Genomic DNA, 13,000 nt, shown 5'->3' with positions numbered 1-13,000 from the left:
CTACAAGTAAATGAAGATATTCCTGTTGACCTTAACACGATGTCAAAGTATAGACTGTACGTACATTCATATAAGGGGTGAACACGTATGAGAAATATAGAGAATAGTTTGTTTTATATGCCTGCGGAATGGGAGAAACATGAAGGTACATGGCTCCAATGGCCACATGATAAAGCACATAGAGGTGAAGGCTACAGAGCTAAGTTAGATGATATTTGGATATCGATGGCAAAGGAGCTTCACTATGGAGAAAATGTCCATATTGTTGTATGTGATGAAGAAGAGAAAATACATGTCCAATCGAAGTTAATTGAAGCTAATGTAAATATGGATAAAATTGATTTCTTAATTCAAGAAACTGATGATATTTGGATACGAGATAACGGACCAATCTTTGTAACGGATAAGGAAGGGAATCGCTGCCTAACGCACTGGATATTTAATGGTTGGGGAAATAAATATCCGTACGAAAAAGACGCTAATATTCCGAATAAAATAAGTGAAATGTATCGTATTCCAAAAGTTGAATCTAGTGTCTGTCTAGAGGGTGGGGGAATTGAGATAAACGGAAACGGGACCTTAATGGCGGCGAAAACGTCTATTATAAATGAAAATCGAAATCCCACACTAAGTCAGAAAGAAATTGAAATGGAGTTAACGAAATATTTAGGAGTAACAAATTTTATATGGATAACTGGTATACGCGGAGAAGATAATTATGATGAAGATACGGATTATCATATTGATGGCGCGGCGCGGTTTGTAAATGAAAATACGATACTGTATGAATATGATCCTTTCGATGAAGGAGAGCCATACCTTTTGGAGGCGTACGAAAAGCATTATCAAGAATTACGGCAAGCGAAAAATATAGATGGAAAGCCATTTCAGCTCATTCCAGTACCAGTAACAAGAAAAGTGGTAAAAGAAGCAGATTGTAAAGGATCGTACTTAAATTTTTACATTGGTAATGAAGTTGTATTGGTACCTATATACGGTGATGAACATGATAAATTAGGGCTTCAAATCATTGAAGGTCAATTTCCAGGGAGAAGAATTGTCGGTATATATGTTAACGAATTGTATGCATACGGTGGTATGATTCATTGTGTGACGCAGCAGCATATAGAATAGAGTAATTCAAATAAAAAGCATGCAGAGCATATACTCTGCATGCTTTTTATAATGTTGAAAACTCCTCAACAAGTTGAGTGAATTGTTTTAATGCACTTTCAATCGGTTCTGGCGTTGTTAAATCGACGCCAGCTTTTTTCAATAAGTTTAATGGGTAGTCTGAACTTCCGCCTTTAAGGAATTCAATATAATTTTTCTGAGCATCCGGATCACGGCTTAATAGTTTATCAGCGATTTGAATGGCAGATGCGAATCCAGTTGCATATTTGTATACGTAAAACGGGCGATAGAAATGAGGGATTCTAGCCCATCCGTATTTTACTTCTTCATCAAATACAAGTGAATCACCGTTATATTCTTTAAATAGCTTTTCATAAATTTCACTGAAGACTTGTGCATGTAATGGTTTACCTTGTTCAGCCATTTCATGTGTGATTTTTTCAAATTCTGCAAACATAATTTGTGTAAAGAAAGTACCTTTAAATTTCTCAATAAAATGGTTAACTAAATGGTTACGCACGTTCGTATCTTTTGCTTCTTTTAATAAATAGTGAATTAATAACACTTCATTTACTGTAGAAGCGACTTCTGCGACAAAGATAGAATAATGTGCAGAAATTCTTGGTTGGTATCCATGTGAATAGTGCGTATGCATACCGTGACCGCATTCATGAGTAAGAGTGAACAGGCTGTTTAAATCATCGTGATGATTTAAAAGAATGAAAGGATGAACGCCGTATACACCAAAGTTATAAGCACCAGAACGTTTCCCTGGTGTTTCTCTTACGTCTATATATCTTTTATCTTTAAAACTTTTTAATGTCTCAATATATTCTTCTCCTAAAGGAGCTAGTGATGCAATCATAATGTCAAATGCTTCACTATATGGGATGTCTTGTTTTGCACCTTCTACTAAATCGACGCCTAAGTCGTATTGTCTTAGTTCATCTACGTTTAATTTTTCTTTTCGAATTTCATTGTATGTATGTAATGTTTGAATGTTTTTTTTCGTTGTATCAATTAGGTTTTCATATACTTCTTTCGGAACCATATCGCCAAATAATGATTTCTCTAGCGCTGATGGATAGTTTCTTAATTTCGAAACAGTAACATTATTTTTAATAGCAGCGGATAAAGTAGATGCGATGGAATTCTTTAACTGAACATATGGTTTGTAATATGCTTTATAAGCTTCTTTACGCTTTTCACGATTCGTATCTTCTATTAACTTTGCATACATTCCGCGTGTTAAGTTCACTTTTTCTCCATCGTCAGTCGTCACTTCACCAAATAATATATCTGCATTATTTAACATACCAAATGTGTGCTGTGGAGAAGAAAGAGCTTCACCCATTTGTGATAAAATTTCTTCTTGGTCCTTATTTAATACGTGTTTTTTATAACGGTATAATTCAAATAAGTCTTCTTTATAATATTGTAAGCCTTCTGTTTCTTCTATGTAAGAATGTAATGTGTTTTCGTCTATGCTAAGTAAGAAGGGGGAAAAGAAAGATTTCGCTGCACTTACTTTCACGTGTAATTGTGATACTTTATCGACAAGAGATTGCGCGTCAGTATCGCGTGTATCAAGGTCAGATTGTAATCGTGCATAAGCGAACATTAAAGATATTATGCTAGAAACTTCTTCACTCTTCGTTAAATAAGCTAATAAACTATTGCCATCGTGAATATTTCCATTAAACTCGTGTAATTCCTTCGTTAATACTTCAATTTTATGAAAATCACTTTCCCAATCTTCAATTGTATGGTAAATGTCTGTTAAATCCCATTTTTCTATATCAGCTACTTGTAATCGATCTTTAAGTTCTGTCATAATCATTTCCTTTCTAAACATGTAGTTATATTTCTATATAACTATGAAATACAACAAATTGCAAAAAATCCCTGCTGAAAATTGAAAAGCCTTGCTAAAATAACAAGGCTTACTTACTTATAGTGTAATTCCGAATTTTGAATGTAAAAGGTTTGTATATTGCACGTCTGTAACGGTTTCTTTCGTTTTTTTACCATTTTTTGCTACTGTAAGGCTATCTTTCGTTAAAGAGGCATGCCCATCTTCAGTTAGTTTTACAATAAGAGGTACTTTATTAAAGGGTGATCCTTCATGTTCAACGATAATTTTTTGTGCTGTATTTGCTTTTTCTTCATCCACTTCTTCTATATAAAATGCATAGCCTAACGTCCAATCATCAGCAGAAGATTGATCCAAGAACTCATTGTTTTTCCGCATCTCTAAAATGTAGTTTCCCTTTTCGGTCATTTCTTTACGAATACGATAATCTCCTGTAATAGAGTGAATGACTTCACCTGAGAAAGGGACAGGGGCAAGAGGTAAGTATGATCCGAATCCTACTTCAATTAAATAAAGTTCATTATGATGTGTTAAAACGGTTGCGATATGGCCAGAATCAACAGCCCATATGGAGTTTGCAGCGTTATAAACTGTTCCTGAAACGAGATGAACATCGAATCCAGAATCTTTCAGGAAGTAATACATAGTAGGGTTGAGTTCATAACAAAGACCGCCACGGTTATTTACTAAAATTTTCTCTTTCAAATTTTCTTTTGATATTTCTTTAAAATTCTTTTCGAGAATATTTAAGTTTTCAAAAGGAACAGTTTGTGCCATTGCGTACATAATGTTAGATAAATCTTCAAATGAAACTGTGTCTTTTTCTTCTATATGTAATCGTGCGAAAAATTGTTTTTGAAAGTCTGTCATCGAAATCCCTCCGTTATGCTTTTATAGGTAAATTGTAAACAATCTTGAATAGGATGTGAAATTAAAACTACGTTGAATATTTGAAATTAGATTAAAAATAATATGAGAGAGTGAGAGATTGCTACTTTACTAACGGTGGGACGAATATTATAATAATTCTGATAAACTATGCAAACGCTTTCTTGGAAGGGGATGGTGTACAGATGTTTAAAAGAATAACAATAGTCGGATTGTCAGTTGTTATGTTTTTACCTAGTATATATGAGGGGAGTAAAGCATATGCAGATACAGTTAACAATGGAACGTTAATGCAGTATTTTGAGTGGTATGCTCCGAATGATGGAGATCATTGGAATCGTTTGCGTACTGATGCTGAAAATTTAGCGCAAAAAGGAATTACATCTGTTTGGATACCACCTGCATATAAAGGAACTACGCAAAATGACGTAGGATATGGAGCATATGATTTATATGATCTGGGGGAATTCAATCAAAAGGGAACAGTGCGGACGAAATATGGGACGAAAGCACAATTGAAATCTGCAATTGACGCTTTACATAAGAAAAACATCGATGTATACGGTGATGTAGTTATGAATCATAAAGGTGGGGCTGATTATACAGAAACTGTCACAGCAGTTGAGGTAGACCCGAGCAATCGGAATATTGAAGTATCAGGTGATTATGAAATTAGTGCGTGGACGGGATTTAACTTTCCAGGGCGTGGAGATTCTTATTCTAATTTCAAATGGAAATGGTATCATTTTGACGGAACGGATTGGGATGAAGGAAGGAAATTAAACCGAATTTATAAATTTAGGGGCATAGGTAAAGCATGGGACTGGGAAGTGTCTAGCGAGAATGGGAATTATGATTATTTGATGTATGCGGATCTTGATTTTGATCATCCAGATGTTGCGAATGAAATGAAAAAATGGGGAACGTGGTATGCGAATGAATTAAATTTAGATGGTTTTCGTTTAGATGCTGTTAAACATATTGATCATGAATATTTGCGCGATTGGGTAAATCACGTTAGACAGCAAACAGGGAAAGAAATGTTTACAGTAGCTGAATATTGGCAAAATGATATCCAGACTTTAAATAATTATTTAGCGAAGGTTAATTATAATCAATCTGTGTTCGATGCACCACTTCATTATAATTTTCATTATGCTTCAACAGGAAATGGAAATTATGATATGAGAAATATTTTAAAAGGAACAGTAGTTGCGAATCATCCTACACTTGCGGTTACTCTAGTTGAAAATCATGATTCACAGCCTGGTCAGTCATTGGAATCTGTAGTGAGCCCTTGGTTCAAGCCGCTGGCATATGCATTTATTTTAACGCGTGCAGAGGGGTATCCTTCTGTTTTCTATGGTGATTACTATGGTACAAAAGGAAATAGTAACTATGAAATTCCAGCGTTAAAGGACAAAATTGATCCGATTTTGACGGCACGAAAAAACTTTGCATATGGTACGCAGCGTGATTATTTTGATCATCCAGATGTGATTGGCTGGACAAGAGAAGGTGATAGTGTACATGCTAATTCTGGTTTAGCAACATTAATCTCTGATGGACCAGGAGGGTCAAAGTGGATGGATGTTGGAAAAAATAATGCAGGGGAAGTATGGTACGATATTACAGGTAATCAAACAAATACTGTAACAATTAATAAGGAAGGGTGGGGGCAGTTTCAAGTAAGTGGAGGATCAGTTTCCATATATGTTCAGCAGTAATTTGGTGATGAAAAAGAAGAGGTAGACTGAAATATAAGTTTTCCTCTTCCTTTTTACATTCTGTATAGTTATAAAAGTATGACACCTTTACTTCTCACGTAACATATAGTATGATGATTTCAATAAATTAGATTTCAATGACTATAATATAAATTAATGAGAGGTGCTTTTTGTGAGTGCGGTAGGTATTAAATAGGAAAAATTTAATGAAATAAATCGGATAAGACCAGGGGATTTTTATGTACATCATACCCCTAATTTTGTCATGCATTTATTTCAAAACCTATGAAGATACCTACAATACTTTATAAAGCGTGTAATAAGGGACTGCCATCTATTTTTTATGGCATATTTCCTCATATGTTATTACAAATGCCTTGTAAATGTAAAAGCTGCGGTATCCCCGCAGCTTTTTTGTATATATTTTTATTGTATAATTATGGAATTTTATATATGACTCGTTGGAATCTAATGAGTAGGTATCTTCATTTATGATAAAAATCAATCATAGTGAGGAGAAACAAAATGAATACGATGACTTTTGAAAAGCTACAATATAACGAATTAAAGGATATAGTGAAATCTTATTGTGTAAGTGGATTAGGTAAGGAATTATTAAACAAATTAGAGCCGAGTACGAGTATAAAAGTAGTGAGAAATCGGTTGAATGAAACGACAGAAGCACGAGCTATATTAGATGCAGAAGGGCATGTTCCTTTCTTCGGCATTTCTAATATTGCTAGTACAATTCAAAAATTAGAAAAAGGGATGATTTTAGATCCAGAAGAATTAGTCAGTGTTTCAGACTTTTTACGCGGATGTAGAAAGATTAAAAAGTTTATGTTAGATAAAGAATTTTTTGCACCAGTATTAGCTTCTTATGCAAATTCAATGACTGAATATAAAAGTATTGAAGAGGAAATTAACTTTTCAATTAAAGGAAATAGTATTGATGCAGCTGCAAGTAAAGAGTTAAAACGAATTCGAAATAATATCGATTCTGTAGATGGGAAAATAAAAGAACGTTTAACGAAGTTTTTAAATAGTAGTGCAAATAAGAAATTCATTCAGGAATTCTTTATTAGTAAAAAGGATGACCGTTACACGATTCCAATTAAATCTTCCTATAAAAACCAAGTTGCTGGAAGTATTATTGAAGCCTCGGCAAAAGGTTCTACTGTATTTATAGAACCGCATACGGTTACGAAATTGAATGCGGAACTAGCGGGTTTGAAAGCAGAAGAAGCGGTTGAAGAATATCAAATTTTAGCGACTTTATCAGGAATGGTGTTAGAAAACATTTATAGTATAAAGATTAATATGGAGCTAATTAGTCAGTATGATATGGTATTTGCAAAAGCGAAGTTTAGTAAATCGATTGATGGAATAGAACCGAAGTTAAATGATCATGGTTACATTCATTTAGTGAATTGTAAGCATCCGCTTTTAACAGGGCAAGTTGTACCCTTAAATTTTAAAATTGGTCAAGAGTATCGTAGTTTAATTATTACAGGGCCGAATGCGGGCGGAAAGACAATTGTGTTAAAAACGATTGGATTGTTAACATTAGCTACAATGTCAGGTCTTCATATTGCAGGAGATAAAGGTACAGAAATCGCTATTTTTGAAAATGTATTTGTAGATATTGGTGATAATCAAAGTATCGAAAACGCATTAAGTACATTTTCATCTCATATGAAAAATCTTTCTGAGATTATGAGGATGTCAAATAATAATACGTTACTTTTATTTGATGAAATAGGAAGCGGTACAGAACCGAATGAAGGTGCAGCACTTGCAATATCTATTTTAGAAGAGTTGTACCTTACGGGATGTATTACCGTTGCGAGTACGCATTACGGAGAAATTAAACGATTCTCAGAAATGCACGATGACTTTATGAATGCAGCGATGCAGTTTAATAGTGAAACGCTAGAGCCGCTTTATAAATTAGTTATCGGAAAATCAGGAGAAAGTAATGCACTTTGGATTGCGAATAAAATGAGCGTAAAAGAACATGTGCTGAAAAGAGCGAAAGAGTACATGGGAAATAAAGAGTACGCTTTAGAAAAAGTGAATGAAAGTAAAATTAGAAAACCGAAATTTGTACAAGAAAAAAGAGAATTTCATTATGAGTACAAAATCGGCGATCGTGTGAATTTATTAGATTATGATGATTTTGGTATCATCTATAAGGAAAAAGATAATTTTTATAACGTCGTTGTATATTATAACGGTGAATTCGTTGAAGTAAATGTAAAACGTATTACTTTAGAGGTAGCAGCGAAGGAGTTATATCCAGAGGGATACGATTTAAATACACTATTTGTCGATTATAAAGAGAGAAAAATGCAACACGATATTGAGCGCGGATCGAAAAAAGCACTTCGTAAAATTCAAAAAGAAATAAGAAAGAATAGAGGATAAGTTAAAATGGTAACGATTAGACAAGAACAAAAAAATGATTATAGAAAAACAGAAGAAGTTGTAAAAGAAGCATTTTTACATGAAGAGTTTAGTGATAAAAAGGAACATGAACTTGTAAAACGTATTAGAGAGTGTGATGCATTTATTTCAGAGTTATCAATCGTTGCAGTAGATGAGGAAATAGTCGGTCACATTATGTTATCTAAAATTGCGATAGAACAAGATGGAACTTCTGTAGAATCGTTAGCACTTGCACCAGTTTCAGTTGCTAGGGGCCATCAGAAGAAAGGAATTGGTGGAAAACTGATTACGGCTGCTTTAGAAAAAGCGAAACAACTTGGATACGGATCAGTTGTAGTATTAGGACATCCAGAGTACTACCCGAAATTTGGTTTTAAGAAAGCAAGTGAGTGGAATGTAAAAGCACTGTTTGAAGTGCCTGAAGAGGTATTTATGATAATGGAATTAACAGAAAATTCTCTTCGAGGTGTAGAAGGAATTGTACAATATTCGAGTGCTTTTGCTGAATAGGAGTACCGGTTAAGAAATGTAATCATAAAAGATGCTATCTTTTTGTATGGATATACAGAAAGATAGCTTTTTTTATTAAGCGGATCTACTGACGTATATTTTGCTCAATGAATAATTGAGGTGGTAAAATTGATATAGAAACGTAAAGGGAGAGAATGAAATGAATAAGCGAGAAACACATAGCAATGAGAATGTAGTGACGTTATATGTTACAAGACACGGTAAAACAATATTAAATACGAATCATCGCGCGCAAGGTTGGGCAGATTCTCCTTTAGTAGAAAGAGGTGTTGAAGTTGCCACAAATTTAGGAACAGGATTAAAAGATATTCATTTTATGAGTGCGTATAGTAGTGATAGCGGCCGCGCAATTGAAACTGCTAATTTAGTATTAAAATATAGTGAGCAATCAAAATTAAAACTTGAGCAAAGAAAAGATTTGCGAGAATTAAATTTCGGTATTTTTGAAGGTGAAAAACTTGAGAATATGTGGGATGTGGTTGGAAAAGCTGCAGGCGTTGCATCACCAGAAGAACTCTTGAAGCTTTCTATTCAAGAAGTGATTAATCTTATTAGAGTAGCAGATCCGACAAAACAGGCGGAAGATTGGGAATTGTTTTCTACTCGTATAAAAACAGAGATAGATAAAATTAGTGAAGAAGCTGCTGAAAATGGTGGCGGTAACGTCTTAGTTGTCGTTCATGGGCTTTTGATTACTACCTTAATAGAAATGTTAGACAGTAGCAAAACAAAACTTGGAGTGGAAAATGCTAGCGTGACGAAGATTGTATATCAAGATGGAACATACACAGTGGAGTCGGTTGGAGATATGAGTTATGTTGCAAAAGGGAAAGAAAGTGTGGAAATATAATACTATCTTAAATAGATATAAGAAAAGGAAGTTAGTAAAATCTAGCTTCCTTTTTATTTTTTAGTGCATCATTTATAAGGTTATATTGGGATATTATAATGAAACTTTCTATTGTGTAGAACGTTTCTTTGTTCAACAATCGGGTCATTTAATTGAATAAGGGCGTATTTTTTTGAATAGGACCACTTTGTTAAAAAGGATACATCCAATTTTTAGCGAATACAGGGTTATAAATAAGAAAAAGTGGTGAGATAAATAGGGAAAGAATGTAATTCCTTTTTGGACAATAAAACGGAAAAATGTATAATTAACAGACTTCAGAGCGCGGGTTGTGTTTTCGCAGAAGAAGAGACCCGGTTACTTATTTCAGCAGCCCGAACTCCAGAGGAGCTCAAGAGAATGGTGGAAATGCGAGCCAATGGTTTGCCACTTGAATATGTTGTTGGATACGCAGAATTTTGTGGGTTGCGGATAGAAGTGGACCGAGGTGTTTTCGTACCTCGTCAACGTACCGAGTTTCTTGTTCACCAAGCAGAAGCTCTGTTATGCTTTGGTGATATCGTCGTTGATCTATGTTGCGGTTCAGGTGCTGTGGGTGTAGCTCTGGCGGCAGCTTTAGGACGAATTGAATTGTATTCTGTTGACATTGATCCTGTCGCAGTACGATGTGCTAGCCGCAACGTAACAAATTTCGGTGGCCATGTTTTTGAAGGGGACTTGTATAAAGCTTTGCCTCACGCACTTAAAGGCCATGTGAACACCCTAGTTGCAAACGTACCTTATGTTCCTACCGAGACAATAAAGCTGCTTCCACAGGAGGCCCGTCTACATGAACCGAAAATGGCGCTAGACGGAGGAGAGGATGGACTCGACATTCAGCGAAGAGTAGCAAAAGAAGCATTTCTCTGGCTCGCATCGGGAGGGCATCTTTTAATAGAGACGAGTGAAATGCAGGCAACTCAGACCTTTGAAATCTTTGCTGGTGCTGGGCTTACCACGAAAGTGACTAGAGATGAGGAATTAGATGCCACTGTTGTTATAGGATCAAAATCTAGTTTTTAGCTTAAATCGGTACGTAGCCTTATTCATAAATAAAAATGATAATTTTCTAGCAATATACAAATAAAAGAACATATGCAATTAAAGGGAGTTTTAATTGAGAAAAGAGCTCAAAAATTATTCGAGTGATACATGGGATCGTTATTTGAAGAAGTAAGGACATAACATATTAGTTATATAAAATATGTTATGTCCTTTCATTTATCAATTTTTTTCACTATAGGTCTTCACAAAATTTTAATCTAGCTTTCTTTTCATTTTATGAATTATGGGATCAATAAAATCTTCCCAGTACTTTTTCTGCTCTCTAATAATTCATGTGCACGGGCACCGTCTTGTAAAGAGAATGTAGTAGGACTTGCAATGTTCAATTTTCCAGTAGCGATCCAATCAAATAATTGAGTAGAGCGCTGTTTACGTTCTTCAAAAGTAGTAAGTACGTTCCAAAGGTCTCCGCCAGTTAAAGTTTTCGAAGTATCCATAAGCATACGTGGATCAATGGGCGCAGGATTACCACCGGCCATTCCGTAAAATACGACAGTACCACCGATTTTAGTAGCGTTAAAACTTTTCTCTAGTGTAGAGCCTACTGATTCATATACAACATTTACTCCAGTACCATTTGTTATTTCAAGTACTTTTGAATGCCATTTTTCAGTATATAAAAATACGTGATCAGCCCCAACTAACGTGGCTACTTTGGTTTTTTCGGTTGATGACGTAAGACCGATTACTTTTCCGCCTAGTAGTTTAATCATTTGAATAAGAAGTTGACCAACGCCACCAGCCGCAGCATGGACTAAAGCTGTATCACCTTGTTTTATTTGATAGCTATCTTTCGTTAAATAATGTGCCGTTAGACCTTGCAATAAGATAGAAGCGGCTGTTTCAAAAGAAATTGAATCTGGAAGCGGGATTGCTTTTTCTGCTGGAACGGCAACTAATTCTGCATTTGCGAATGGAACGTCAGCAAATGCAATACGGTCTCCAGGATTGATAGTAGTAACGTTAGCACCTACTTCTTCAACGATACCAGCGCCTTCATAACCTAATATATAAGGAGGGTTACCAGCGAGGTGATAATCACCACGGCGTCTATAAATATCTGCGAAATTTAGACCGATTGCTTTCGTGCGGATAAGAATTTCATTTGGATTAATGATTGGATCAGGGATTTCTTTATATTGAAGTACATCAGCATCTCCGAATGTTTCGAAACAAAGTGCTTTCATATGGAATACCTCCATTTTATTGTTTGTCGATGCTCTTTATCATACAATATAAATATCAATAGACAAAGAGGATTATTCCGATGAAATCAATCGGAAATATCGATTGAAAAAGAGGGATGATAAATGGAGATAAAACAATTAATTACATTTAAAGTAGCAGCAGATACTTTGAACTTTACACAAACTGCGAAGAAATTAAACTTTGCTCAATCAAGCGTTACAGCACAAATTAAAACGTTAGAGGCTGAGCTCGATACACCACTATTTGAGAGATTAGGGAAACGTCTTTTCTTAACTGAAGCAGGAAGAAAGTTTCAACTATATGCAGACAAGATAATCGCACTTAGTAACGAAGCAAAGACGGCCGTGAAAGATGATGAGGAAATAGCAGGTACGTTAATAATTGGTGCACAAGAAAGTCAATGTACATACAGACTGCCTTCTATATTAAAGAGGTTTAAAATACAATTCCCCAAAATAAAGCTTATATTTAAACCAGCACATTCCAATAAAGATGCGAAGGAACAATTGATGGAGGGAAAAGTAGATCTTGCATTTATTTTGGACGAATGTAAAACAGAAGATGTTTTACATGTGGAACCACTTATGAAAGAAGAATTAAAAGTAGTAGCTGCTCCAGGGCATATTTTACTTGAACAGACTACTGTTTCTATAAAAGATTTAGAGAGTGAAACACTTTTATTAACAGAATTAGGCTGCTCATATAGAACTTTATTTGAAGAGCTATTTCGCGGGGAAGATCTATATCCAGCAAATAAAATTGAGTTTGTTAGTGTGGAAGCAATTAAACAATGTGTTATTGCAGATTTAGGTATAGCCGTTTTACCAGCGATAGTAGTAGAAAAAGATATACGGGAAGGGACGTTAAAGGAGTTAATGTTAAACGAAACAATACCTCCAATTTATACACAAATTGCTTGGCATAAAGATAAATGGATGACAGCACCACTGCAGCAATTTATTGATGTAACGAGGGAGTTTTTTACAACAAATTAAGTGGAGAAATATTTATTTTATATAAAAGAAAAAATGGCAATTTTGTATAAAGAACCGATGCTTGAATATAACAAGTATCGGTTCTTTTATGTTTTAAATAAAGGATGCTATAAAATGTGTATTTCTCAACTTTTTTTCTTACAAGGATAAGTAAAGTTCTTCGTATATTCCAATAATCATAAGGGAATTTACAACGTTAATTCGTTTTTGTAAGATGCCTCTAGGAAGCATGGAAGGAGGG

The 13,000-nt window shown here is 34.8% G+C and carries 10 protein-coding genes; 7 read left to right on the top strand and 3 right to left on the bottom strand.

Going from position 1 to position 13,000, the window contains the following annotated elements:
• Nucleotides 1-87: 87 nt before the first annotated feature.
• On the top strand, nt 88-1,134 hold the full coding sequence (locus BHV55_RS17255; protein ID WP_001244183.1) for an agmatine deiminase family protein: 1,047 nt from the start codon (nt 88-90) through the stop codon (nt 1,132-1,134).
• 46 nt (nt 1,135-1,180) lie between these two features.
• Here the strand turns inward: BHV55_RS17255 and pepF are convergent, their stop codons facing one another.
• The gene (gene pepF / locus BHV55_RS17250) at nt 1,181-2,968 is read right to left on the bottom strand and encodes an oligoendopeptidase F (RefSeq protein ID WP_000137545.1); all 1,788 of its coding nucleotides are present in this window, start codon (nt 2,966-2,968) and stop codon (nt 1,181-1,183) included.
• A 117-nt stretch (nt 2,969-3,085) separates the two neighbouring features.
• Nucleotides 3,086-3,877, bottom strand: coding sequence for an arylamine N-acetyltransferase family protein (locus BHV55_RS17245; RefSeq protein WP_070756852.1), 792 nt, complete (start codon nt 3,875-3,877; stop codon nt 3,086-3,088).
• 203 nt (nt 3,878-4,080) lie between these two features.
• Here BHV55_RS17245 and amyS point away from each other — a divergent pair, with 203 nt between their 5' ends.
• From amyS to BHV55_RS17220, 5 genes are all read left to right on the top strand, one after another.
• Nucleotides 4,081-5,622 (top strand): alpha-amylase, encoded by a 1,542-nt coding sequence (amyS, locus tag BHV55_RS17240; RefSeq protein WP_070756850.1) that lies wholly within the window; start codon nt 4,081-4,083, stop codon nt 5,620-5,622.
• Between the two features lie 525 nt (nt 5,623-6,147).
• A complete protein-coding gene (locus tag BHV55_RS17235; protein WP_001095188.1) occupies nt 6,148-8,049 on the top strand; it encodes an endonuclease MutS2 in 1,902 nt (633 codons plus the stop codon).
• A gap of 6 nt (nt 8,050-8,055) precedes the next feature.
• Complete coding sequence (locus BHV55_RS17230; RefSeq protein ID WP_070756848.1) at nt 8,056-8,580, top strand: GNAT family N-acetyltransferase; 525 nt, start codon at nt 8,056-8,058, stop codon at nt 8,578-8,580.
• Nucleotides 8,581-8,740: 160 nt separating this feature from the next.
• Nucleotides 8,741-9,451: a histidine phosphatase family protein gene (locus tag BHV55_RS17225; protein ID WP_070756846.1), complete on the top strand. Its 711-nt coding sequence runs from the start codon at nt 8,741-8,743 to the stop codon at nt 9,449-9,451.
• A gap of 279 nt (nt 9,452-9,730) precedes the next feature.
• The gene (locus tag BHV55_RS17220) at nt 9,731-10,513 is read left to right on the top strand and encodes a putative protein N(5)-glutamine methyltransferase (protein ID WP_083320083.1); all 783 of its coding nucleotides are present in this window, start codon (nt 9,731-9,733) and stop codon (nt 10,511-10,513) included.
• 263 nt (nt 10,514-10,776) lie between these two features.
• Here BHV55_RS17220 and BHV55_RS17215 read toward each other — a convergent pair whose 3' ends face one another.
• Nucleotides 10,777-11,742 (bottom strand): quinone oxidoreductase family protein, encoded by a 966-nt coding sequence (locus BHV55_RS17215; RefSeq protein ID WP_048568286.1) that lies wholly within the window; start codon nt 11,740-11,742, stop codon nt 10,777-10,779.
• A 123-nt stretch (nt 11,743-11,865) separates the two neighbouring features.
• On the opposite strand from BHV55_RS17215, the gene BHV55_RS17210 reads away from it, so the two are divergent.
• Nucleotides 11,866-12,759 (top strand): LysR family transcriptional regulator, encoded by an 894-nt coding sequence (locus BHV55_RS17210; protein WP_048568285.1) that lies wholly within the window; start codon nt 11,866-11,868, stop codon nt 12,757-12,759.
• Nucleotides 12,760-13,000: the final 241 nt, after the last annotated feature.

It is taken from the genome of Bacillus sp. RZ2MS9 (assembly GCF_001816185.2).
Taxonomy (GTDB): Bacteria; Bacillota; Bacilli; order Bacillales; family Bacillaceae_G; genus Bacillus_A; species Bacillus_A cereus.
The sequence above is the reverse complement of the archived record's forward strand: the minus strand, read 5'-3'. Positions and strand labels throughout refer to the sequence as shown.

Bases quoted from the DNA above. Each gene is read 5' to 3' on its own strand.
- BHV55_RS17255 (WP_001244183.1), top strand. From the start codon at position 88: ATGAGAAATATAGAGAATAGTTTGTTTTATATGCCTGCGGAATGGGAG.
- pepF (WP_000137545.1), bottom strand. From the start codon at position 2,968: ATGACAGAACTTAAAGATCGATTACAAGTAGCTGATATAGAAAAATGG.
- BHV55_RS17245 (WP_070756852.1), bottom strand. From the start codon at position 3,877: ATGACAGACTTTCAAAAACAATTTTTCGCACGATTACATATAGAAGAA.
- amyS (WP_070756850.1), top strand. From the start codon at position 4,081: ATGTTTAAAAGAATAACAATAGTCGGATTGTCAGTTGTTATGTTTTTA.
- BHV55_RS17235 (WP_001095188.1), top strand. From the start codon at position 6,148: ATGAATACGATGACTTTTGAAAAGCTACAATATAACGAATTAAAGGAT.
- BHV55_RS17230 (WP_070756848.1), top strand. From the start codon at position 8,056: ATGGTAACGATTAGACAAGAACAAAAAAATGATTATAGAAAAACAGAA.
- BHV55_RS17225 (WP_070756846.1), top strand. From the start codon at position 8,741: ATGAATAAGCGAGAAACACATAGCAATGAGAATGTAGTGACGTTATAT.
- BHV55_RS17215 (WP_048568286.1), bottom strand. From the start codon at position 11,742: ATGAAAGCACTTTGTTTCGAAACATTCGGAGATGCTGATGTACTTCAA.
- BHV55_RS17210 (WP_048568285.1), top strand. From the start codon at position 11,866: ATGGAGATAAAACAATTAATTACATTTAAAGTAGCAGCAGATACTTTG.